The 23059-nt window shown below is 72.8% G+C and carries 18 protein-coding genes; 11 read left to right on the top strand and 7 right to left on the bottom strand.

Annotation, left to right across the window (positions count from 1 at the left end):
• Positions 1 to 16 precede the first annotated feature (16 nt).
• The 5 genes from HAV40_RS03140 to HAV40_RS03120 all read left to right on the top strand — a co-directional run bounded on the left by HAV40_RS03140 (position 17) and on the right by HAV40_RS03120 (position 6711).
• Positions 17 to 268: a mersacidin/lichenicidin family type 2 lantibiotic gene (locus HAV40_RS03140; protein ID WP_166378761.1), complete on the top strand. Its 252-nt coding sequence runs from the start codon at positions 17 to 19 to the stop codon at positions 266 to 268.
• Positions 269 to 353: 85 nt separating this feature from the next.
• Entirely contained in the window at positions 354 to 632 is a 279-nt protein-coding gene (locus HAV40_RS03135) for a mersacidin/lichenicidin family type 2 lantibiotic (protein WP_166378759.1), read from the top strand.
• A 91-nt stretch (positions 633 to 723) separates the two neighbouring features.
• Complete coding sequence (locus HAV40_RS03130) at positions 724 to 4056, top strand: type 2 lanthipeptide synthetase LanM family protein (protein WP_166378757.1); 3333 nt, start codon at positions 724 to 726, stop codon at positions 4054 to 4056.
• The gene (locus HAV40_RS03125; RefSeq protein WP_166378755.1) at positions 4049 to 4540 is read left to right on the top strand and encodes a hypothetical protein; all 492 of its coding nucleotides are present in this window, start codon (positions 4049 to 4051) and stop codon (positions 4538 to 4540) included. The genes HAV40_RS03130 and HAV40_RS03125 overlap by 8 nt, the downstream gene beginning before the upstream one ends.
• A 38-nt stretch (positions 4541 to 4578) precedes the next feature.
• Positions 4579 to 6711, top strand: coding sequence for a peptidase domain-containing ABC transporter (locus tag HAV40_RS03120; protein ID WP_166378753.1), 2133 nt, complete (start codon positions 4579 to 4581; stop codon positions 6709 to 6711).
• A gap of 812 nt (positions 6712 to 7523) precedes the next feature.
• Here HAV40_RS03120 and HAV40_RS03115 read toward each other — a convergent pair.
• A complete protein-coding gene (locus HAV40_RS03115; RefSeq protein ID WP_166378751.1) occupies positions 7524 to 8006 on the bottom strand; it encodes a GNAT family N-acetyltransferase in 483 nt (160 codons plus the stop codon).
• A 275-nt stretch (positions 8007 to 8281) separates the two neighbouring features.
• On the opposite strand from HAV40_RS03115, the gene HAV40_RS03110 reads away from it, so the two are divergent.
• Entirely contained in the window at positions 8282 to 9160 is an 879-nt protein-coding gene (locus HAV40_RS03110) for a Calx-beta domain-containing protein (protein WP_166378749.1), read from the top strand.
• On the opposite strand, the gene HAV40_RS03105 is transcribed toward HAV40_RS03110, so the two are convergent.
• The gene (locus tag HAV40_RS03105) at positions 9157 to 12171 is read right to left on the bottom strand and encodes a BTAD domain-containing putative transcriptional regulator (RefSeq protein ID WP_166378747.1); all 3015 of its coding nucleotides are present in this window, start codon (positions 12169 to 12171) and stop codon (positions 9157 to 9159) included. The two genes, HAV40_RS03110 and HAV40_RS03105, sit on opposite strands and share 4 nt — an antisense overlap.
• Positions 12172 to 12282: 111 nt before the next feature.
• Between HAV40_RS03105 and HAV40_RS03100 the strand changes: the two genes are divergently transcribed.
• Together HAV40_RS03100 and HAV40_RS03095 are read left to right on the top strand one after the other, a co-directional pair.
• Positions 12283 to 13551: a S1 family peptidase gene (locus HAV40_RS03100; RefSeq protein ID WP_166378745.1), complete on the top strand. Its 1269-nt coding sequence runs from the start codon at positions 12283 to 12285 to the stop codon at positions 13549 to 13551.
• Between the two features lie 103 nt (positions 13552 to 13654).
• Positions 13655 to 16723 carry an AfsR/SARP family transcriptional regulator gene (locus HAV40_RS03095; RefSeq protein ID WP_166378743.1) on the top strand — a complete coding sequence of 1023 codons (3069 nt, stop codon included), beginning with the start codon at positions 13655 to 13657 and terminating at the stop codon, positions 16721 to 16723.
• On the opposite strand, the gene HAV40_RS03090 is transcribed toward HAV40_RS03095, so the two are convergent.
• The 5 genes from HAV40_RS03090 to HAV40_RS03070 form a co-directional block, all read right to left on the bottom strand.
• Complete coding sequence (locus tag HAV40_RS03090; protein WP_166378741.1) at positions 16720 to 16938, bottom strand: hypothetical protein; 219 nt, start codon at positions 16936 to 16938, stop codon at positions 16720 to 16722. The two genes, HAV40_RS03095 and HAV40_RS03090, sit on opposite strands and share 4 nt — an antisense overlap.
• A 69-nt stretch (positions 16939 to 17007) precedes the next feature.
• Positions 17008 to 17436, bottom strand: coding sequence for a S26 family signal peptidase (locus HAV40_RS03085; protein ID WP_166378739.1), 429 nt, complete (start codon positions 17434 to 17436; stop codon positions 17008 to 17010).
• Positions 17433 to 19241 carry an ABC transporter ATP-binding protein gene (locus tag HAV40_RS03080; RefSeq protein ID WP_239086688.1) on the bottom strand — a complete coding sequence of 603 codons (1809 nt, stop codon included), beginning with the start codon at positions 19239 to 19241 and terminating at the stop codon, positions 17433 to 17435. Before HAV40_RS03080 ends, HAV40_RS03085 begins: the two co-directional genes overlap by 4 nt.
• Before the next feature lie 35 nt (positions 19242 to 19276).
• Positions 19277 to 19819, bottom strand: coding sequence for a TlpA family protein disulfide reductase (locus HAV40_RS03075; protein ID WP_166378735.1), 543 nt, complete (start codon positions 19817 to 19819; stop codon positions 19277 to 19279).
• 37 nt (positions 19820 to 19856) lie between these two features.
• The gene (locus tag HAV40_RS03070; protein ID WP_166378733.1) at positions 19857 to 20369 is read right to left on the bottom strand and encodes a MauE/DoxX family redox-associated membrane protein; all 513 of its coding nucleotides are present in this window, start codon (positions 20367 to 20369) and stop codon (positions 19857 to 19859) included.
• A 110-nt stretch (positions 20370 to 20479) separates the two neighbouring features.
• Here HAV40_RS03070 and HAV40_RS03065 point away from each other — a divergent pair, with 110 nt between their 5' ends.
• The 3 genes from HAV40_RS03065 (at position 20480) to HAV40_RS03055 (ending at position 22987) form a co-directional block, all read left to right on the top strand.
• Positions 20480 to 20917: a MarR family winged helix-turn-helix transcriptional regulator gene (locus tag HAV40_RS03065; RefSeq protein ID WP_166378731.1), complete on the top strand. Its 438-nt coding sequence runs from the start codon at positions 20480 to 20482 to the stop codon at positions 20915 to 20917.
• A 93-nt stretch (positions 20918 to 21010) separates the two neighbouring features.
• Positions 21011 to 22498, top strand: a complete 1488-nt coding sequence (locus HAV40_RS03060) for an MATE family efflux transporter (RefSeq protein WP_166378729.1) — start codon at positions 21011 to 21013, stop codon at positions 22496 to 22498.
• 123 nt (positions 22499 to 22621) lie between these two features.
• Complete coding sequence (locus tag HAV40_RS03055; RefSeq protein ID WP_166378727.1) at positions 22622 to 22987, top strand: hypothetical protein; 366 nt, start codon at positions 22622 to 22624, stop codon at positions 22985 to 22987.
• Positions 22988 to 23059 lie beyond the last annotated feature (72 nt).

Genomic DNA, 23059 nt, shown 5'->3' with positions numbered 1-23059 from the left:
TCGATCGGAGTTTCACATGGACTACATCAGGGCGTGGAAGGACCCGGTATACCGGGCCTCGCTCAGCGATGAGGAGCGGGCGAGCCTGCCGGCGAACCCGGCGGGCTTCATCGAGCTGAGCGACAACGAGCTCGACGGCGCCGACGGCGGCACGTGGACCCCGACGCCGACGATCACGGCCGTCACCGGCGTCGCGGGCTGCTTCACCATCAACGGCACCTTCTGCAACGGCACCTGCGCGGTCATCACGGTGGGCTGCTGCGGCTGACCGCCGCATCACGGCAGGAAGGCGCACCCGTCCTCCACATCGCACCATCCTGCCGGCACATCCACATCTGTTGAGGAGAACCCCCATGAACATCGTGCAAGCCTGGAAGGACCCGGAGTACCGGGCGAGCCTGTCGGCCGAGCAGCTGGCCGCACTGCCGGAGCACCCGTGCGGCGTGGTCGAGCTGGGCGACGACGTGCTGGCGCACATCGCCGGCGCGCGCACCGAATACCTGTGGACGCTGGGCTGCTGCGGCGGGTTCACCGCCCGGGAGACCCCGTGCGGCTCCTGCGGCGCGACCTGCGGCGGGACCACCTGCGGCACCTGCCAGACGCAGTCGACCTGCGGGCTGTGCACCGCCTGATCCACCGGTTCACCGGCGGTGCCCGGACGCCTGGCGCGTCCGGTCGCCGCCGGCCCACCCGACCCGCCCGCGCGCGAAAGAGAGCACCCCGATGTCCCAGTCGCACCTGCCCGGCCACGAACCGGTGGACGTCGCCAACCCCAGCTGGTACCTGGCGCACTCGCTGACCGAGCGGCTGCTCGCCGGAGACCCGGCCGGTCCGGTCGACACCGACCGCGGGCGGCTGCGGCTCGACCGGTGGAAGAACGAGCCGGTGTACGCGGGCGGCGAGCAGCTGTTCCAGGACTGGCTGGACGCCGTCGGCCTCGACGAGCAGTCGCTGACCAGGGTGCTGGGGGAGACCCCGGACACGGTCCGCAGCCGGTTCGCGGGCCCGCCGGAGTACGTGCGCACCATCGAACGTGCCTGGCGCGACCACCGGCCGGGTCCCGCCGACCACGACCACGGTCACGGTCACGACCACGACCACGACCACGAGCACCGCCACGACCCGCACCCGCACTCGGCGTTCGTCGAGCTGGTCCGCCCGTTGATCGACGACGGCCTGCGCCGCGTACGCCAGGCCGTGCACGACGCGTGCGAGCACACCCCCAGCGCGCACGTCGACCCCGACCTGCTCGCCGCGCAGCTCGGCGAGCCGCCCTACCAGGCGATCAACCTGCTCGTCGGCCGGGTCCTCGTGCTGGAGCTCAACGTGCTGCGCGTGCAGGGACAGCTCGACGGGCAGACCCCCGAGCAGCGCTTCGCCGACTTCACCCGCCGCCTGCACGACCCGAAGTACACCCTCGACGTGCTCATGGAATACCCGGTGCTCGCCCGGGACGCGACGATCCTCGTCGACAACTGGGTCGAGGCCCGCGTCGAGTTCGCCCGGCGCCTGCTCGCCGACCTCGCCGACCTGACCGCGCAGCTCGGCGACGCGGCGGGACTCGGCACCGTCACCGAGGTGTCGTTCGGCGCCGGTGACTCCCACCGCGGCGGCCGCTCGGTCGGCTTCGTACGCTTCGCCAACGGCGCACGCGCCGTCTACAAGCCCCGCGGCCTCCAGGTCGAGCTGCACTTCCAGCAGCTGCTCGACTGGCTCAACGCGCGCGGCGCGAACCCGCCGTTCCGCACCATGTGGGTCCTCGACCGCGGCGACTACGGCTGGTCGGAGTTCGTCACCGCCGGACCGTGCACCGACGCCGACGGCCTGCGCCGCTTCTACACCCGCCAGGGCAGCTACCTGGCCCTGCTGCACAGCCTCGCCGCCGTCGACTTCCACCTGGAGAACATCATCGCCGTCGGCGAGCACCCCGTGCTCATCGACCTCGAAGCCCTGTTCCACCCCCAGGGCGAGGAGACCGGCCAGCAGGTACGCGTCGCCGCCGAGGCGTTCCGGACGATGCGCGAATCCGTCCTCGAAGTCGGGCTGCTGCCCCGGCCCATCATCTACCAGGACGACGACGGCGTTGGCGGCGTCGACTTCAGCGGCCTGGCCGGCAGCGCCGGACAGCTCACCCCCACCCCCGTCGCCACCTGGGAGGAGTCCGGCACCGACGAGATGCGCCTGGTCCGCAAACGCATCGAGATGGGCGGCGGGCAGAACCTGCCCAGCCTCACCGGCGCCGAACACCGCACCCTCGACTTCAGCGACGACATCATGGCCGGGTTCGAGCACACCTACCGGCTGCTGCTCGACCACCGCGACGACCTGCTCGCCGACGACGGCCCCGTGGCCGCGTTCGCCCGCGACGAGGTGCGCGTCATCCTGCGCGCCACCCGCACCTACGGCAAACTCCTGCAGGAGAGCCGCCACCCGGACCTGCTGCGCAACGCCCTGGACCGGGAACGGTTCCTGTCGTTCCTGTGGCTGCAGGAGGAATGGCCCGGCGCCGAGGCCCGCATCGCCACCGCCGAGCAGGCGCAGCTCAGCCGCGGCGACATCCCGTTCTTCAGCACCATGCCCGGCTCCCACGACTTCGTCGCCGGAGACGGCACGCTCATCACCGGCGTACTGGCCACCAGCGGCCTGGACCGCTCCCGCCAGCGCATCACCGCCCTGTCCGAGACGCACCTGGCCCAGCAGACCTGGATCCTGCGCAGCTCCCTGGCCGCACTCGCGATGGGCGTCGACATCCAGGGCCAGTGGTCGTCCTACGAGGTCACCGCCGCCACCGCACCCGCCGACGCCGACCGGTTCGTCGCCGCCGCCCGCGCCGCCGGGGACCGGCTGCTGCTGACCGCCGACACCGGCGAGGACTCCATCGCCTGGCTCGGCCACACCCTCGTCGCCGACAAGATCTGGCAACTCGGCCCCGTCGGCATCGACCTCTACAGCGGACTGTCCGGCATCGCCCTGTTCCTCGGCTACCTCGGCGAAGTCACCGGCGAGCCCCGCTTCCGGCAGGCCGCCGAGACCGCCGCCGGGATGCTCGTACGCCAGATCGACCTGATCGAGGAGACCCCGAAGGAGAGCCTGGAGACGTTCACCGTCGGCGTCTTCAACGAACTCGGCGGCCCCATGTACACGCTGAGCCACCTGGGCGCGCTGTGGCAGCGCGACGACCTGCTCGACGCCGCGACCCGGATCGTGCCCGCGCTGCTGCACCTGGCCCCGCGCGACGACGCGTACGACGTCATCAGCGGCGCGTCGGGGGCGATCTTCGCACTGCTCGCACTGCACGCCGCCCGCCCTGACGAGCAGCTGCTCGACGCGGCCCGCACCTTCGCCCGCATCCTGGAGGACAAGGCCGAACCCGCCGCGGAAGGCATCGGCTGGGCTGGCTCGGTCAACCCGAGCCGCCCGCTGGCCGGGTTCTCCCACGGCGGCTCCGGCATCGCCGTCGCCCTGGCCCGCCTCGACCGGGTGCTCGGCAACCGGGACCACCTGGCGCTGGTCGAAGGCGGGCTGCGCTACGAGCGCGCCGCCTTCGACCCGGAGCACTCGTGCTGGCTCGACCTGCGCGACAGCACCCCCGAGCGCTACTCGATGACCGCCTGGTGCCACGGCGGCCCCGGCATCGCCCTGGCCCGCGCCGACCTCGCCAGCTACGTCGACGATCACGACCTCGTCGACCGCGACCTGCGCGACGCCGTCGAAGGCATGCTGCGCCTCGGCCTCACCGGCGACATCATCACCGGCACCGGCAACCACAGCATCTGCCACGGCGACCTCGGCAACGTCGAAGCACTGCTGACCGCCGCCCGCACCCTCGGCGACCAGCAGGCCGCCGCACGGGCCCAGATCGTCGCCGCGAGCCTGCTCGACCACATCGAGCAGCACGGCTGGCTCTGCGGCGTGCCCCTGGGCGCGGAGACCCCCGGCCTGATGAGCGGCCTCGCAGGCATCGGCTACAACCTGCTGCGCCTGGCCCTGCCCGACCGCATCCCGTCCGTACTGCTGGTCGAAGCCCCAGCGGCGAAACGGGACGCGCGTGGATGAGCAACCGGCCCTGCCGTACCGCCCGCAGGCCCTGGCGACCTACCAGGTCGGCCGGCCCGGTGAGACCACCGCGCAGCCGATCCGCGCGTCGCGGCGGCCGCTGGCCCTGCTCGCGGCGCTGCTGCTGGCGTGCGTGGCCTTCGCCGCCGTGGTCCGGGTGCCGCAGGCCGTCGACGGCACCGTGATCGGCGCCGACGGCGCGAACCTGGTGTCGATGTTCCCGTCCCGCCTCGACCCCGCCCCCGGCGCCGAGGTCACCATGCTCGGCGAGCACGGCCGGGTGCGGCTGCGGGTGGTACGCGCCGAAGCCGTCACCGACCCCGCCGCCGCCCAGCGGTGGTGCCTCCCACCGCAGGCGGCCCTGCCCGTCACCGTCGTCGTGCTGTCCGGCCACGCCGGTGGAGCGTTCGGCAGGCTCAGCCTCGTCGTCGCCGAACCCACCCTGCTGGAGCTGATCCCCGAGCTTAAGAAGGTGACCCCGTGACCGCGAAAGCGCCACGACCCCGCCGCAGGGTGCCCGTCATGCTGCAGATGAGCGCCACCGAATGCGGGGCCGCGTGCGTGGCCATGGTCGTCAGCGCCTACCGGCGCTGGACCACCGTCGCCGAATGCCGCGAGCAGCTCGGCATCGGCCGCGACGGCGCGACCGCCCTGCAGATGGCCCAGCTCGCCCGGCAGCTGGGCATGCGCGCCCGCGGCGTCAGCGTCGACCTCGACAGCCTGCCGCAGCTGCGACTGCCCGCCATCGTGCACTGGAACTTCCGCCACTACCTGGTCCTCGAGAAGTGGGACCGGCGCGGCGCGCTCGTCGTCGACCCCGGCCTCGGCCGCCGCCGCATCGACCGCGACGAGTTCGGCGACGGCTTCACCGGCATCGCCATCGAACTGAGCCCCGACGCCGGATTCCAGCGGCGGCCCCGGCCGGGACGGCTCGCGTCACTGCGCTTCGCCCGCGGCATGCTCACGTTCTCCCGGCCGCTGCTGGCCCTGGTCCTGCTCGTCTCGCTGCTGCTGCAGCTGGCCGTACTGCTGCCCGCCCTCATCACCAAGTTCGCCGTCGACGTCGTCATCGGGCAGGGCCAAGCCGACGCGCTCGCGGCCGTCGGCCTGGGCATGTGCCTACTGCTGGTGACCCAGGCCGTCGGCGGCTATGCCCGCGGCATGGCCCTCAACGTCCTGCACGCCCGCATGGACGACAGCATGATGCGCCGCTTCTTCGACCACCTGCTCGCCCTGCCGTACTCCTACTTCCAGCTCCGCAGCAGCGGCGACCTGCTGATGCGCATGTCCAGCAACACCGTCATCCGCGACATGCTCACCAGCCAGACCATGTCCCTGATCCTCGACGGCCTGTTCGTCGTCGGCTACGCCGCACTGCTGCTCGCGTTCACCCCCCTCTACGCCTGGCTCGTCCTCGGACTCGGCCTGCTCCAACTCGGCGCGGTCCTGGCCACCTACCGAGCGATGCGCGAACGCACCCACCGCGACATCGCCGCCCAGGCCGAAGAGCAGAACTACGCCGTCGAAGTGCTCGCCGGAGCCGAGACCGTGAAGGCGATGGGCGCCGAGCAGCAGGTCCTCGGCCGCTGGTCGGGCCTGTTCCAGACCAGGCAGACCGCCTCGCTGCACCGCCGCCAGCTGGAGACGGTCCTGGAAGCTGTCCTCAGCGTGTTCCGGATGGGCTCACCGATGCTGCTGCTGTGGTTCGGCGCGCACCAGGTCGTCGCCGGATCGATGTCACTGGGCACCATGCTCGCCCTCAACGCGCTCGCCGGGGCCGTCCTCACGCCGCTGATGGGCCTGGTCACCACGGCCCGGCAGCTGCAGACCGTCGGCACCCACCTCGAACGCATCCGCGACGTGCTCGACGAGTCCACCGAACAGGACCGCTCCGTGGACCGCCCGGCGACCCGCATCACCGGCCAGGTCACCCTCGACGGCGTCGGCATGCGCTACAGCGCCAACGCCGGCTGGGCCGTACGCGGCGTCGACCTGCACATCCCCGCCGGGGCGAAGGTGGCACTGGTCGGCCGCACCGGTTCCGGCAAGACGACCCTCGCCAAGTCGATCATCGGGTTGTACGTGCCGACCGAAGGGCAGGTCCGCTTCGACGGCAGGCCCCTGCAGGACCTCGACTTCCGGCAGCTACGCCGCTGGTGCGGCATGGTCACCCAGGACCCCGCGCTGTTCGCCGGGTCCATCCGCGACAACATCTCCCTCGGCCACCCCAACGCCGTCTACGACGAGGTGGTGCTGGCCGCCCAGCGGGCCCAGATCCACGACGAGATCATGCAGATGCCCATGGCGTACGAGACCCGCCTCACCGAAGGCGGCGGCGGCCTGTCCGGCGGCCAGCGCCAGCGACTGGCCCTGGCCCGCGCACTCGTGCACCAGCCCCCGCTGCTGCTGCTCGACGAGGCGACCAGCCACCTCGACGTCGTCACCGAACGCCGCGTCGACGAGGTGCTGTCCGCCCTGTCCTGCACCCGCATCGTCATCGCCCACCGGCTCAGCACCGTACGCAACGCCGACCTGATCGGGGTCATGGAGGACGGCCAGCTCGTGGAGCAGGGAACCCACGACGAACTGATCGCCCGCGGCCACCTCTACGAGGCGCTCATCCGCGACCAGCTCGAAACCGTCGGACCCCGCTAACCACTGGCCTTGCCGCACCTCTGGTTGACGGCCACGCGCTGCAGTTGGCGAGGGCCCGTTGGCGGGCGGAGGTGCTGGTGTAGTCCGAGGAGAAACTCGGGACCACCCCGCGTGCGCGGGGAACAGTACGTCTCCTGGGCGATCTGCGACGGGCTCGGGGGATCACCTCCGCGTGCGCGGGAGCAGTATGTTGCGCAGATCAGTTCCGCGCGGAATGGGTCATCCCCGCGTGCGCGGGGAGCTCCCGGCGCACGCGGCTCGACTCCTCCAACCGGGATCACCCCCGCGTGTCCTCCAACCGGGATCACCCCCGCGTGCGCGGGGAGCAGAGCCCCCGGCGGTCACCACTACCCAGTACTGGGGGATCACCCCCGCGTGCGCGGGGAGCAGACCTTCGACACGGTGACGATCGGCCGCGACAAGGGATCACCCCCGCATGCGCGGGGGTGATCCCGCGGCAGGCTCTGTCGTCGGCTACGAGGTGCCCTGCTCCCCGCGCATGCGGGGTATCCCGGACTTGCAGACCCATGTCAGGTTCGGCCCGAGGTTCCCCGCCTACGTGAGGTGGTTCCTCCAACTGAACTCTGTTCCGTGGTGACCGGCTCGCCATCATGGATGCCTAGTAACCGGCCGCACAGACACGGACCCGGGCCGACTGGATCCGTGCGAGGAGTACCCTGATTCGCTTTCAGCGTTTACGCGGCTGGCGCGATCGTGCCGCAGCCGGAGTCCTTCGCCTAGGCCGACAATGACCCAGGGGCGTTGACGGCTTACTTCCGGAGCATTCTGGCGCAGGACTCCCGACGGGTGGCCTACGCCGGGCCGTCGAGGCGGAGGAGCGTCTCTTCGATCTCCTCGTTACGCGCGTTGGCGAACCCTCTCTCCGTGCCCGTGACCGTGAATCCCGACTTCTGCAAGACCTTGATCGATCCCAAGTTGTCACTGGCGGTGCGAGCGAACACCGGCCGCACTTCAATTTTCTCCAGGAGCAGGGCGAGTGCGCGGGTGGCGATGCCCTGTCCCCAGAACGACCGGTCGATCCAATAGGTGACCTCGGTGTCGCCGTCGACGACGAAGCTGGCGACGCTGCCGACGAGGAGGCCATCCGCAGTGATCGCGCGGTTGGTCACCTGTGGAGCGGTGCGGATCTTAGCCATATGGGCGTCGAACGCGGTGCGGTCGTCGGGGTCTGCCGCCGTGAAGGCGGCCATCCGGACGGCCTCGGGATCGCGCATCAGTTCGAATAGCGCGTCGAGGTCGGAGTCGACGATCGATCGCAGCGCCACCTCAGCCACAAGTACTCTCCTCAGCCAGCCGTCCAGAAAGATCAGCGGCCGAGGTTACCAGCGGCGTCAGACGATCTACGGGCATCCGATACCGGTATCGCTTATCGCCAGTGGCCGCAGGTTCCGATCATTCGCGGTCGGCTACGGCTGCAGCTCGCGTGGAATCGGCGCGAGCCAGCGGATGACGCAGACGGGGCCCATCCCGGCAAGCCACCCAGGGTCGTGGATGAATTTGGCATGTGTCCCACAAGGTCGCCACAAGCTCGGTGCCCGATGATGCATCGATGACGATGAAATCGAGGATGCTGCCCACACTCGGCGCCGCGCTGACGGCGCTCGCCGCCGTGATCGCCGCTGCCGCGGTCGCGGTGCAGCCCGGCGCGGCCGCCGACTGCGAGCGGTCGGTCGCCATCGACCCGCAGGTCACCGTGTCCGAGGCGGGCCAGGTGCTGACCTTCACGGTGTACACGGCGTCATGCGCCGCAGCGGGTTCGGTGGCCTATACGGTCACCGACGGCACCGCCGGGCGTCCGGGCGACTACCAGCTCGCCGCCGGGGTGCTGCAGTGGTCGGCGGGCGACACCGGCGACCGGCGGGTGCGGGCGTCCATCGCCGACGACGGCCTGGCCGAGTCACTGCTGAAGGACTTCACCGTCACCCTGAGCAGCCCCAGCCAGAACATCCGGGTGCGCTACCCGGTCGGCCGGGGCCGGGTCTTCGACGACGACACCGGGATCCGCGCCGCGACCGTGGACCACCGGCTGTGTCTGCTGGAACCCCGCGCGTCCGCGCCACCGCCCACGCCGCTGCCGTCGCTGTCGCCGTCGGCCGGACCCGCACCGGATCCGGACTGGGGCACCGCGACGCCGTGCACCGTCGAGTCGGGCAACATCATGCCCACGCCTCTCAGCACCAACGGGGCGCTGCCCACCGCGCAGACGGTCCGTTTCCGGACCTTCGACGGCGGCCTGACAGCCGGCCTGGACTACGTGGCCGTGGACCGTACGATCACGATCCCTGCGGGCGCGACCACCGTGATCGTCCCCATCCAGCTGCTGCCGCACGCGTTCACGCAGCCCGGGAAGCACCTGGAGGTCGTCATCTCGTCATATTCCGGGGGAGTGGTCGTGTCGGGCAGTGCTCGGGTGACGGTCTGGCGTTAGCCGAGCAGCGCCATGTTCGCCAGCGTCGTCGACTGCAGCCGCCGGTCGTCGATCTCCCGCGACAGCGCGAGCGCCCTGCCGAAGTGGTCCAGGGCGCTCGCGTGGTCGCCGCGCGACACGTGCAGCAGGCCGATGGCGTTGGCGGTCTCGGCCTCGCGGCGCTTCTCTCCGCTGTGCCGCCGGATCGCCAGGGCCAGCCCGAAATGGTGCAGTGCCGCGTCCTCGTCGCCGGTGGCCAGCAGGGTCTCGCCGAGGTTCTGCAGCACGGCGCCTTCGAGGTGGGAGTTGCCGAGGTCGCGGGCGAGGCGCAGCGCCCGCCGTAGGGCGGTGAAGGCCGCGGGGAAGTCGGCGAGCCGGGTGTGGATGTCGGCGATGTTGTTGAGCGCCAGCGTGATGCCGGGCAGGTGGTCGTCGGCGGTGTGCAGGTCGAGTGCCTGCTCGAACGCGTCGCGGGCGGCGGTGAGGCGGCCGAGTTGTGAGTGGGCGTGGGCGATGTTGTTCAGCGCCATGCCCTGGCCGCGCTGGTCGCCGCCTTCGCGCATCAGTTCCAGGGCGCGGGTGAGCTGTTCCAGGGCGTCGTCGTGGCGGTGGGTGACGTTGTAGGCGACGCCGAGGCCGCTGCGCATGAGCCGTTCGCCGACCGGGTCGTCGAGGTGCAGCGCGGCGGCCAGGCCTTCGCGGCAGAGCTCGGTGTAGTGCGTCCAGTGGCCGCGGTGGGTGTAGTAGCTGGCGAGCAGGTAGGTCAGCTGCCAGGTGACACGATCGTCGCCGTGGGCGGCGGCCAGTCTGGCGATCGGCAGCAGGCTGGGCCGTTCCTCGTCGAGCAGGGTCAGCACGCGGGTGGTGTCCGGCAGCGGCGGCAGGTGCGGGGGCGGGTTCTGCCAGGACAGCTTCACCCGGTCGCGGGCGGGTTCCAGCAGCTGGTTGGCCACCTCGGCGAGCGCCAGGTACCAGGTGAACAGCGCGGTGCGGGCCGTGGCGGCCTCGTCGGGGTCCGCGCGGCCGAGGGCGTACAGGCGGATCAGGTCGTGGAACCGGAACCGGCCCTCGGCGACCTCGGTGATCAGGTGTGCGGCGGCCAGCTCGTCCAGCGCCGGTTCGGCGGGCTGCCCGGCCACCGCTACGGCCAGTTGCGTGGTGAACGTCGGGCCGGGATGGTGGCCCAGGCGGCGGAACAGGGCCGCGGCCGCCGGGCTCAGCGTCTGGTAGGTCGCGGTGAACACGGCCCGGACGCCGGGGTGGCCGGGCATCGACAGCGCGTCGAGGCGGTCCCCGGACAGCTCCTCGACCAGTTCTGCGAGCCTGCGCAGGGGCCGGGCGGCTAGTTTCGCGGCGGCGATACGCAGGGCTAGGGGGTGCCCGCCGCACAGCTCCACCAGCCGGTCGGCCTGCTCGGGCTCGCGGTCGACCCGGTCGTCGCCGAGCACCCTGCGCAGTAGCAGCGCCGCGTCGACCTGGGGCAGCGCGTCGAGCCGGACGGCGGCGACGTCGTGGTCGAGGGAAAGCTCCGGGAGCTGGTGGCGGCTGGTGACGACGAGCAGGCTGCCCGCGTTCGGCGGCACCAGCGGCGCGACCTGCTCCGCCGAACCGGCGTTGTCGAGCAGGACCAGCATCCGACGCTCGTGCAGGGCGGAGCGGTACGCCCCGGGATCGGGCCCGGCCGCGTCGGCGCTGACGCCCAGTGACCGCAGCAGCAGGGCCAGGGCTTCCTGCGGGGGCATCGCGGTGGCCGGATCGTGTCCGCGCAGGTCGAGGAACAGCTGCCCGTCGGGGTAGCGGTCCAGGACCCGCCGGGCCCAGTGCACCGCCAGCGCGGTCTTGCCCATGCCGCCGGGCCCGGAGACGACCGCGATCGATCCGGACCGCGTCAGCAGGTCGTCGAGCGAGGCCTCCTCCGGTCCACGGCCGGTGAAATGCCCGGCCACGGCCGGTAGCTGCGCCGGTCGGGGCGCGTCTGGTGGACCGTCCAGACCGGCGGTGGCGTCGCGGCGCAGCACCGCCAGGTGCAGCCGCTGCAGCTGCGGGCCGGGCTCGACGTCGAGGTGTTCGGCGAGGTGGCCGCGCAGGCGCTGGTATGCCTTGACGGCGTCGGCGTGCCGGCCCGAGCGGCACAGGGCCAGCATCAGCAGCGCGACGAGGCGCTCGCGTCCCGGATCGGCGGCGAGCAGCCGCTCGATCTCGTCGACGGCGGCGGCGTGCTCGCCCAGGCGCAGGCGGGCGTCCCACAGTTCGTCCAGGCAGCGCATCCGTGCTTCGGTCAGCCGCCGCACCTCCGCGGCCGCCCAGCCGGTGGGTTCGGCGTCCTCGAAGGCCTCGCCGCGCCAGTGCGCCAGGCCGTCGAGCAGGTGGGCGACGGCTTCCTTGGCTGCTCCGCGGGCCAGGGCCCGGCTGCCCCGGGCGGCGTCGTCGTGGAACCGGGCCACGTCGACGTCGTCGGCGCGCAGGTCCAGCAGGTATCCGGAGTCGCGGGTGAGCAGGACCCCGGGCAGGCCGCAGTCGTCGAGCGCCTGGCGTACGCGGGCGATGTGGGAGTACAGCGACGCGGTCGCGGTGCGCGGTGGCCGTTCGCCCCACAGCGCCTCGGTGAGCCGGGTGTGCGACACCGGGTTGCCGGCGCGCAGGCCGAGCAGGCCGAGCAGGGTGCGCTGCCGGCCGCCGACCAGCGTGGCGCGCCCACGGGGGCCGGTGACCTCGATCGGGCCGAGTAGGCGGACCGCGTGGGTGCCCGGCGTGGCCTGCTGCCGCCGGTCCTCGTCGGCGCGGTCGCGCAGGGTCGCGAGCTTGCCCTGCTCGGCGGGGGAGGCGCCGAGAAGCCGGACGAGGGTGTCGAAGCGGTCGGTCGGCGGCAGGGTCTTGCCGGTGAAGTAGTGCGCGATGATGCCGTTCGACCAGCCGGTCCGGGCGGCCAGTGCGCGGTAGGTCAGCTCGGTGCCGCCGCGCCTGCGGGCGTCGCGCCGCTTGAGCTGGCGCAGCATCCGGGCCAGGTCCTGCAGGGTGCCCCCGTCGGCCATCAGACTCCTCAGTAGACGATGCCGAGACTGCCCATGGTACGCGACACAATGATGGTCAACGATGTTCAAGTCGGCCCGCCCGCCGCGGTCCGCTCTCCGACGATGGCTGCCATGACTGACACCCCGTCCCCCCGTGCCAGGATCGGCTGGAGCGTCACGGCGCTTCTGGTCATGGCCGTGCTCCTACCCGCCACGGGCGCCTCGGCCGCCGAGGAGCCCAAGACCGACACCCCCGGTGTGGCCCCCGCCGAAGCCGTTCCCGGCGGCTTCCGGACCTGGGAAGACCTCAGCGAGGCGCAGACCCGCCTCAACACCGCCGCCGACGACATCCTGTCGGTGGACTCGCCCGGCTATGCCGGCACGATCGCCGCCCCCGAGAACGGCGAGCTGCACGTTTACTGGAAGGGCGAGGTGCCCGCCGACGCCCGCGAGCGCGCCGCCCGCACCGGTGTCGGGGTGCGGTTCCTGCCCGCCCGCTACAGCGAGGCCGAGCTGGCCGCCGAGGTCGACCGGCTCGGTGTCGACAGCCGCGTCGGGACCGCCGCGCCGCAGGTCGACGGGTCGGGCCTGGCCGTCACGGTGGGCACCGAAGCGGACCGCCAGGCGATCCTGTCCGAGGCACGCCTGCCGCTGTCGGTCACCGTCGAACGCGCGCCGGACCTGCTGTTCGACCGGCAGAACGACATCTCGCCGTACTGGGGCGGGGCCCGTTGGAGCAACCTGAGCCTCGGCGGCTCCTGCTCGACCGGCTTCAGCGTCACCTGGGGCGGGCAGCCCCGGATGCTCACCGCCGGGCACTGCGGCAACAACGGCCAGGTCGCCCGGATCGGCAACCCGACGCAGCCGAACACCAGCATCGTCGCCGATGTCAACTCCCGCGACACGCAGATGCTGAACCGGCCGGCGAACCGCACCTTCGCGGGGCGTATCTACACCGGAGCGTGGAACAGCTCGTCGAGCATCCGGGTCGGCGGCTCCACCGCCGACTACGTCGGCAACTGGATCTGCACCGGCGGCTCGTTCACGGGCGAGCACTGCAACGCCAAGGTGTACGCGGTCAACACCAGCGTGCTGGGCATGGCTCCGATGACGTACGCGGCGAAGGTGCCGGGCACCCCGACCGCGGGCAACTGCATCGCCGGCCCCGGCGACAGCGGCGGCCCGGTCTACTCGCACGGCCTGTTCATCAAGTGGCCGCTGAAGATCGAGATCGCGGCGCTGGCCCGCGGCACGATCACCGCCGGCTACCTCGACACGCCCTGCATCTCGCTCGGGGTGTGGAAGACCGGCTCCTACCGGGTGTTCTACGCGCCCGTCCGGCGGCCGCTGTTCAGCCCGTACGTCGGCTCGCTGACCTTCTACGGGGCCAGCCTGCTCTGATCACGACCTCTGGTCCGCGCGGCCGGCAGGGCACCCGCCCTGCCGGCCGCGTCGCGATGTACACGGGCTGTACGTTCGCGCTTGCCGTCGCGGCCTTCTCCTGATGAGATCGATCGACGACACGCCGTTGCGATACGCGCGGCCGTCGATCCCGCCGCTGGCCGCACCGCTGAGGAGCCCGTTGGACCTGCGTTTCCGCATCCTCGGTCCGGTGCAGGTGCAGGCGGGTGGCACGACCCTGAACCTGGGCTCGTCGAAGCAGCGCACGCTGCTGGCGGCCCTGCTGCTGGAACCCAACACCGTGGTTCCGCTCGACCGGCTCATCGCCGCCCTGTGGGAGGGGCCGCCGCCCGCGTCGGCGGTGGCGAACCTGCGCACCTACGCCTCGCGGCTGCGGACCGCGCTCGGCCAGGCCACCGGCGCGTCACCGGTGCTCGGCCGGACCACGGGATACCTGGTCGAGGCCGACCCCGACACCGTCGACGCGTGCGTGTTCGACCAGGCGGTAGACGCCGGGCACAAGGCCGCCGCCGACGGAGACGCAGCCCTCGCGGCCGGGCACTTCGGGCGGGCGCTCGCGCTGTGGACCGGACCGGCGGCCCAGGATGTGCCCCGCTTCCCCCAGGGCCTCGGCGTCGCCCTGGAAGCACTGGACGAGCAGCGGCTGAGCACCGTCGAGGCGTGGCTGGACGTGCGGCTGCGCCAGGGCGAGGGCGCGCCGGTCGTCGCGGAGCTGCGCCGCCTGGCCGCCGCCCATCCGCTCCGGGAACGGCTGTGGGCACTGCTGGTCAGCGGCTTGTACGCGGTCGGCGACACTGCGGGCGCGCTGGCCGCGTACGGCAGTGCGCGCCAGGTCCTCGCCGATGAGCTGGGTGTGGACCCCGGCCCGGAACTGGCCCGCGTGCACCGGGCGGTGCTGCACCGCGAGCCGGTCCTCGGTGACCGGACCGGTGAGGCGGCAGCGGATCCCGGCCGCCGGTCCTCGCCCGGGCCCGCCGAACCGGTGTCCGTTGACGACGGCATCCCACGTGACCTGCCACGCGACGTCGTCGCGCTGGTCGGTCGCGAGGCGGCGCTGGCGGAACTGCTCGCGGCCGTACGGGCCGAGCCCGGCTCGGCGGTCGTGGCGGTGCACGGGTCGGGCGGGGTCGGCAAGTCCGCGCTCGTCGTGCACGCCGCGCACCGGCTCGCCGGCGAGTTCCCGGCCGGGCAGCTGTACCTCGACCTGCACGGGGCGACGGTCGGCCTGCCCCCAGCCGAGCCCGCCGAGATCCTGGGCCGACTGCTGCGGGCGCTCGGGGTGCCCGGCGGGCAGGTGCCGTCCGGCCTGCACGAGGTCGCGGGCCGGTGCCGGACGCTGCTGGCCGGGCGGCGGCTGATGCTGGTCCTGGACAACGCCGTGGACGAGGCGCAGCTGCGCACCGTGCTGTCCGCGATCGGCGGCTGCGCCGTCGTCATCACCAGCCGGCGGCATCTGGCCGCGCTCGACGGCGTCCACCACGTACGCCTCGGGCCGCTGGCCGAGCAGCCCGCGATGGAGCTGCTGAACACTGTCGTCGGCACCGGCCGGGCCGCCGCCGAGCCGCATCGGCTGCGGCAGCTGGTGCGGCTGTGCGACCACCTGCCGCTGGCGCTGCGCATCGTCGGCGCGCGCCTGGTCGCCCGTCCCGACTGGACGCCCGCCACGCTCGCCGACCAGCTCGCCGACGAGCGCCGCCGGCTGGACACCCTGGCCTTCTCCGACCTGGCGGTGCGGTCCAGTCTGGAGGTCAGCGTCGGCGAGCTGTCCCGCACCGCCGACGGGCCGGGCCGCCAGGCGAGCAGGCTGCTCCTGCTGCTCGGTGTGCTGCGCCTGCCGTCGATCACCGCCTCGCTGGCCGCTGCGGTGCTGGACCTGCTCCCGGCCGACGCCGACGAGGCGCTCGGGCGGCTGCTGCAGGCGAGCCTGCTGGAACCCGACGAGTCCGGGCGGCACCGGATGCACGACCTGGTCCGGCTGTACGCGGCGGAACTGGCGGCCGACGCCGTCGCGCCCGCCGACCGCGAGCGGGCCCTGGAACGTGCCCTGGCCTGGTATCTCGATTCGAGCCTGCACGCCCGGCAGCTGATCCGGCCGATGCCGGTCAACGACGACGAGCGGGTCGGGCATGCCCCCGCCGTACGGCCGGTGGAGCTGGCCGACGCCGCCGCGGCCCTGGTCTGGTGGGCCCACGAGCGGCACAGCATCCTCGCGCTGGCCCGCCAGGCCGCCGAGTACGGCCCGGCCGCCACCTGCTACCTGCCCCGGCTGATGGCCGCGATGTACCAGTACCTGGCCACCCACGCCTACTGGGACGAGCTGGCCGAACTGGCCGAGCTGTCACTGGGCCCGACGATCGAGGCGGGCGACCGCAGGGCCGAGGCGGCGTCGCGGGTCGCGCTGGCGGTGGTCCACTCCGAACGCGGCCGGCCCGGGCAGGCGCTGACTCACCTGTACGAGGTGCTGAGCATCCGGCGCGACGGCGGCGACGAGCACGGCATGGCCGGATGCCTGTCGCACCTGGGCATCGCGCACCTGCGGGCGGGGGAGCCGCAGCGGGCGCTGGCGGCGCTGGAACGCAGCGCGGCGCTGCACGCCCGGCTGGGCATGGCGGTGGGGGAGGGCATCGCGCGCAACGAGTCCGCGGAGGTGCTGTGCCACCTGGGCCGCTACGGCGAGGCCGCGCAGCAGCTACGGCTGGCGCTGGCGCTGCGCCGCGACGCCGGGGACCTGATCGGGCAGGCGATCAGCGGCTACGGCCTGGGCAAGGTGTCGGCGCTGGTGGGGCGGCACGAGCAGGCCGTCGCGGAGCTGACCGGGGCGCTGGACCGGTGCCGGGACGCCGGGGTGCGCACGTACCTGGGGAGGGTGCTGCTGTGGCGGGCCGAAGCGCTGCGCAGCCTGGGCCGCACCGCCGAGGCGATCGACGACGCCGCCGCCGCCGAGCGGGCCTGCGCCGAGCTGCGCGACAGCTGGGCGCAAGGGGTGGCCGCGCTGATGCGCGGCAGGCTGTCGGAGGACGTGGGGGAACCGGTCGCGGCCGCCGGGCACACCGAGCGCGGCAGGGCGCTGCTGGCCGGGGTGCCCGCCCGCCCCGGTGACGACCTGAACCTGCTGTGCGGCGGAGCCGTCACCGGGTCGTTGCGCTGCTAGCAGGTGCCGATGCCGGACCGGTACGTGCAGGTGCAGGTGTACGCGGAGCCGCTGCTGTTGCACTTGCAGCGGTAGTAGTACGGGCGTCCGCCGCTGCAGTAGCAGTAGCCTGCCCACCACGACGAGTTCGGGCTGCACGTGGCGGCGGCGGCCTGCGCCTTGGGCACCACGGCACCGAGCATGCGCTCGCCCAGGGTTTCGAGCATCCTCTTCATATTCGACCTCCTTCTGTCGGGACTCGGCACGACGTTAACGGCGGTCGATATACGCCCGATACATGCGCGTCAGCCCTGCGCGGCGGTGAAGTGGCGCACCACGACGCCGCGTACGTCGGCGAGCGCGAACAGGCCGTGCTGGCGTGAATCGCTGCTGGCGGCGGGGTTGTCGCCGAGCAGGACGACCCGCCCGGCGGGCACGGCCGTGTCCGCCGTCTCGGGCAGGGTGGCGGGCACCGGGTCGCCGGGCAGGGCGGCGACCCGCTTGACCATGAGCGGATCACCGTCGCCCCGCGCGGGATCGGGTGGCCAGCCCGCGACGACCAGGCATCCGGGGCGCAGCGCGGCCGTACCGCGCCGTACCAGCACCCGGTCACCGGGCCGCAACGTCGGCAGCATGCTGGCGCCCTCCACCGTGACCAGCAGGTAGCGCCGCCGCAGCGACAGCACGGCGGCCGCGAGCGCCACGACCGTCGCGGCTGCCAGCGCCGCTATCACGGCCGCTCCGCCGGAACGAGCGCCGCGTCGTCCTGGTAGCCGTCGGCCTGCAGGCGGAACAGCCTGGCGTAGACGCCGTCGGCCGCCAGCAGCTCACGGTGCGTGCCCTGCTCGGCGACCCTGCCGTCGGACAGCACCACCAGCATGTCGGCGTCGCGCAGCGTGCCCAGCCGGTGCGAGACGAGCACGCTGGTCCGCCCGCCGCGATGGGCGCGCAGCGCCTGGTGCACCTCGGCCTCGGCCTCGGCGTCCAGCCCCGCGCTGGGCTCGTCGAGGATCATCAGGTCGTGCCGGCCGCGCAGGTACGCCCGCGCCAGCGCGACCCGCTGCCACTGCCCGCCGGACAGCCGCACCCCCGTCGTCGCGTCGCCCTGGTCGGACTCGCCGAAGAACAGCCGGGTCAGCAACGTGTCATAACCGTGCGGCAGCCCGTCCAGCACCGGATGCACCCCCGCCCGGGTGGCCGCCGCGACCAGCCGCTCCCGGTCGCCCAGCGCGGTCAGGTCACCGACCGCGATGTTCTCGGCCGCGCTCAGGTCGTACTCCATGTAGTCCTGGAACACCGCGCCGATCCGGCGGCGCAGCTGCGCCACGTCGAGTTCGCGCACGTCGACCCCGTCCCACAGCACCGCCCCGCGGGTCGGGTCGTAGAAGCGGCACAGCAGCTTGACGATGGTGGACTTGCCCGACCCGTTCAGCCCGACCAGCCCGACCGCCGCCCCCGCCGGCACGTGCAGGTCGACGCCGCGCAGCACCCATGGATGCTCGTCGCTGTAGCGGAACCACACGTCGCGCAGCTCGATCCCGTCCCGCAGCGGCGGGACCGGACCCGCGCCGAGCTGCGGCAGGTCCGGCGGCGCGGTGGTGACCGCGACCAGGTGGTCGAACAGCAGCAGCTGCTCGTGGCCCTGCGCGAGGGCGTTGACGATGGCGTTGACGCCGCTCTGCACTCCGGCGAGCGCGGCGATGACCATCGCGACGTCACCGGCGCTGAGCTGCCCGGCGTACGCACCGCGCACCGCCCACAGCAGACCGGCCCCGGCCACGACCGCGTTGAGCAGCGCCAGCCCGCCCTGCACCGCCAGCTCCCGGCGGTCGGTTCCGCGCAGGGTCCGGTCGGCGGCGCGCCGCTCGCCGAGCATCCGCTCCCGCAGGAACCCCGCCAGCCCGAACAGCCGGATCTCCTTGGCGGCCTCGGCGCTGTCGAGCAGGCCCCGGTAGAACAGCTCGCGGCGCTCGGCCGGCCCGATCTGCAGGTGCACCCCGGCCCGCCGCCGGGCCAGCGCCAGCTCGCCGAGCAGCACCGGCCCCGCCGACAGCAGCACCAGCCCGGTCAGCTGCGCGCTGACCGGCCACAGCGAGCCGATGAAGCCGACCGCGAGCAGCACCCCACGGGCCAGCCCGAAGCCCGCCTCGACCAGCTGCACGGGCATCGCCGCCGCCTGCTGGGCCAGCCGCAGCCGGTCCAGGAACACCGGGTCCTCCAGGCGGGCGAGCCCGACCTGACGGCCGACCGCCTGGTACAGCTCGTCGTCGGCGACCAGGGCGACCTTGCGGGCGACCTGGGCGCGCAGGTAGTCGCCGACTCTCGGCAACACGGCGGTGACAAGGCCCGCCAGGCCCAGCCCGACGCCCGCCCACAGCACCTCCGCGCGGCTCGCGCCCCCGGCCGCCACGGCGTCCAGGACGAGCTTGAGCAGCCAGGCGGTCGCGATGGGCGCGGCCCCAGCCGCGAGGGTGACCAGCCCGAAACCTCCGGCCGCCACCGGCGCGCCCCGCCCGACCAGCCGGATTCCGGCCCGCACCGCAGACCACCGGCCGGTGGGACGCTCTGGCGTGCTCACACCAGTGCGGGCGAGGGGAGTTCGTCCAGGGTCGTGCCGCTCGCGATGATCACGCCGTCGGCGTCGACGACGCAGATCGCGGGGAAGCCCTGGACGGCGAACGCGGTGCCCAGCGGGCCGTGGTCAGGCTCGACCACCACCCTGGCCACCGCGCTCAGCGCGGCGACGGACGCGGCCGCGTCGTCGGGCTCGGCGGCCACCACCGCGATGACCTGGTCCCGGCCGCCGGGCATCGCCGCGGCATACGCGAGGAAGGCCGGCATCCGCTCCTGGCAGGGCACGCAGCCGGGGGAGAAGAAGGACACCAGCGTACGGCCGGACAGCTCGTCGCGCGCCACCGCCGTGCCGTCGGTCGCGACGGCCCGGAACTGCCCCGCGGTGGCACCGGCCCGCAGCATGATCTGGTCACCGCCGTGCTCGCGCAGCTCGGTCAGCTCCGCGGTGTGCTCCCGCAGCCGCTTGACCACCCCGAACGTGAACACGAGATTGAGCATCCCGATGACGCCGACCAGAATGACGGCGGTTGTCAGGTAGACCATGGCAGAACTCCTATTCGCAGAACGGATGCCGGGTGCCCTAGGCGAACAGGTCCGCCAGGTCGTCGAAGCGGATCAGCAGCAGCGCGGCCACCCCGGCGGCGGCCACCGCGAGCAGGACACCGGCCGGTGCGACCGCGCCACCGGAACCCGTGACCGCCACGCCCACCGCCGTCAGTGCCAGCAGCAGCCCGTTGCGCGCCAGGTGACGGCGGCCCAGCGGACTGCCGGCGGCACCGAAGCAGCGGCAGACCACCGTGCGCCGGTGCCGTAGCACGGCCGCGATCGCGACGCAGAACACCGCCAGCAGCAACCCCGCCAGCACGTATCCGAGCAGCACCGTCGGCGGCCACGCCAGCAGCACCGGCACGGCCAGCTCCACGGCCGGCACCGTCACCGCGATCGGGGTCACGGCCCAGCGGGCGAGCAGGCCGACGGCGTACACCGAGTCGGCGAACTCGCGCCGCCGTTCGCGGCTGCGCAGCTTGCCGGCTGCGGCGGCCAGGAACACGACCCCCAGCAGGCACCGCACGGCGATGTCGACGTGCTCCATCGGGCCAGCTTAGGAACGGCGGATACACGGTTCATACACGTGCACGCCAGGCACGGCGGAGATCAGTTAGATCTTTGACAGTTAGAGCTCTAACCATTAGAGTTCTAACCATGGACGCTCCCAGGCTCACCACCATCCTCGATCTGGTCCGCTGGATCGGATGGGCGCAGCGCAAGGCGGGGGAGGACTGGATCCGGTCCCGCGAGATCACCATGGAACAGGGCTTCGCGCTGGGCTACCTGGTCCAGAACCCCGGCGCGATTCAGCGCGACCTCGCCGAGATCACCCGCACCAGCCCTGCCAGCGTCTCCAGCCTCCTGCAGGGCCTGGAACGCCGCGGCCTCGTCGAACGCCGCGCCGACAGCGCCGACGTACGCAGCAAACGCGCCTACGCCACGCCGACCGGCGCCGAACTCATCGCCGGCTTCGAAGCCGCGATGACCGCCGTCGACGACACCATCCTCGCCCCGCTGGACCAGACCGAACGGGCCACCCTGCACGCGCTGCTCACGAAGGTCACCGCCGAGCTGCCGCAGCCCACCCGGTAACCACCCGCGCGGCCCGCCCGCGCCACCCCACCCACCTGCCGCGCCCGGCCCTCGCCCGGCGTGCGCTCCACCGTGCCCGAAAAAGGAACCGCCATGACCACCACGCACCCCGCGACGGCCGACGCCGTCGGCACCAACCGCTGGTACCTGTCCGCCGCCCCGATCTTCCGCGCCCTCGTCCACCTGTGCGTCCCGATGGCCGCCGCCATGGTCGTCGGTGCCGTCTACAACGTCGTCAACGCCGGGTTCATCGGCTCGCTGCACGACACCTCCCTGCTCGCCGCCATCACCTTCGGCACCCCACTGCTCGGCCTGGTCATGGCCGTCGGCGGCGTGTTCGGCGTCGGCGGCGGCGCGCTCATCTCGCGGCTGCTCGGCGCGGCCGAGCACGAACCCGCCAAAGCCGGTCAGATCAAGCACGTCTCCTCGTTCGCGCTCTGGGGCGCGGTCGCCGCCGGTGCCGTGTTCGGCGGCGCTGGACTGCTCCTGCTGCGCCCGCTCGTGTCCGTACTCGGTGCGGACGCCGCCGCCGTGCCCGCCACCACGGCGTACGTCGGCGTGATGCTCGCCTTCGTGCCCGTGCTCGCCGCGGCCTTCTGCCTCGAACAGCTCCTGCGGGCCGAGGGCGCGGCCCGCCAGGTGATGATCGGGCTCATCGTGTCCACCGTCGCCAACGTGGCCTTCGACGTCGTGTTCATCCTCGTCATGCACTGGGGCGTCGCCGGCGCGGCCCTGGCCATGGGCCTGTCCAACCTGGTCGTCGTCGGCTATTTCGCCACCTGGCTGGCCCGGCACAGCGAGTACGTACGCCTCGCGCCGCGCTGGTTCACGCTCTCGCCCGCCGTGCTCAAGCCCGTCTTCGGCGTCGGCGTCGGCGAGCTGCTCCAGTCCGCCTTCCTGATCGTCACCACGCTGGTGCTCAACCATCTGGCGGTCGCCTACGGCGACGGCGCGCTCGCGGCGATGGGCGTCGCGGTCCGCATCGCGCAGGTGCCCGAGTTCCTGGTGATGGGCGTGACGATCGGTGTCCTGCCGCTGCTGGCGTACTCCTACGGCAAGGGCGACCGCGAACGTCTCACCGCGGCGCTGCGCGGTTCCGCCGTCGCCGTCGGCGGCATCGTGCTGGTCTTCTCGACGACCGTGTTCGTGTTCCGTGAGCAGGTGTTCGCCGCGTTCTCCGCGGACCGCTCGGTCCTGGCGACCGGTGTCACGATCCTCACCGCGCAGCTCGTCGCGATGGTCGCCAACGGCTTCGCGGGCCTGCTCACCTCGCTGTTCCAGGCAGCCGGCCGGTCGGTGCCCGCGATCGTCATGTCGGTCGGCCACGGGGTGCTGTTCGTCCCGATCGCGCTGCTCGGCAACCTCTGGTTCGGGCTGCCCGGCATCATCTGGGCGCTGACCGCCACCGAGATCGCGGTGTTCGCGGGCGGTGTCGCGATGTGGCTGGCATCCCGGCAGGCGATCGACCGCGGCCTGGCCGAAGGCAGTCCGGAACGCGCCGAGCAGACGTCAGGCCTGACCGAGGAGAAGTACCACGACGCCCGGGTAGCGGACCCGAGTGCGATCACCACGTTCGGATGAGATTGCGGCCCGGACGGACGCGAGCACGCGCTCACCCGGCCGATAGTGACCTCCATCGCGATTGGCGCGGCCGCGATCGGGTAGGGGAGCTGCACACGGACAGCAGGGGAAGGATCTGTAGACATGGTAGCCAGGACCAATGACTTTCAGGCCGCGGCGAAGGATGCCGCCACCCGCGTCGGCGATGCGGGCGCGACGATCGCCGAGAAGGCGGTGGAGGTCAAGCAGACCTTGGCCGCCACCGGTCAGGACCTCGTCGGCAGGGCGGGTTCCGCCAAGGACGCGACGGTCGAGGCCGCCGGTGCCGTCGCCGGGCGGGCCGGTGCGCTCGCCCACGACGTGGCCGAGCAGCTGCCGCGCACGTCCCAGGAGTGGGAGGCGCTGGGCACGAGCGTGCGGGACCGGATCCGAGCCAACCCGGCACCGTGGGCCATCGGCGCGGGGCTGGTCGTCGCCGTGTGGCTGCTCGGTCGCCGCTCCTCCCGCTGACGCTGCCCTGATCCTCGAGCCACACCGTCCCGGTGCGACAGGTGCCGTGGAGCCGATTCGGCTCCACGGCAC

Origin of the sequence: Catellatospora methionotrophica (assembly GCF_011297335.1) — a bacterium.
GTDB lineage: Bacteria > Actinomycetota > Actinomycetes > Mycobacteriales > Micromonosporaceae > Catellatospora > Catellatospora methionotrophica.
The sequence above is the reverse complement of the archived record's forward strand: the minus strand, read 5'-3'. Positions and strand labels throughout refer to the sequence as shown.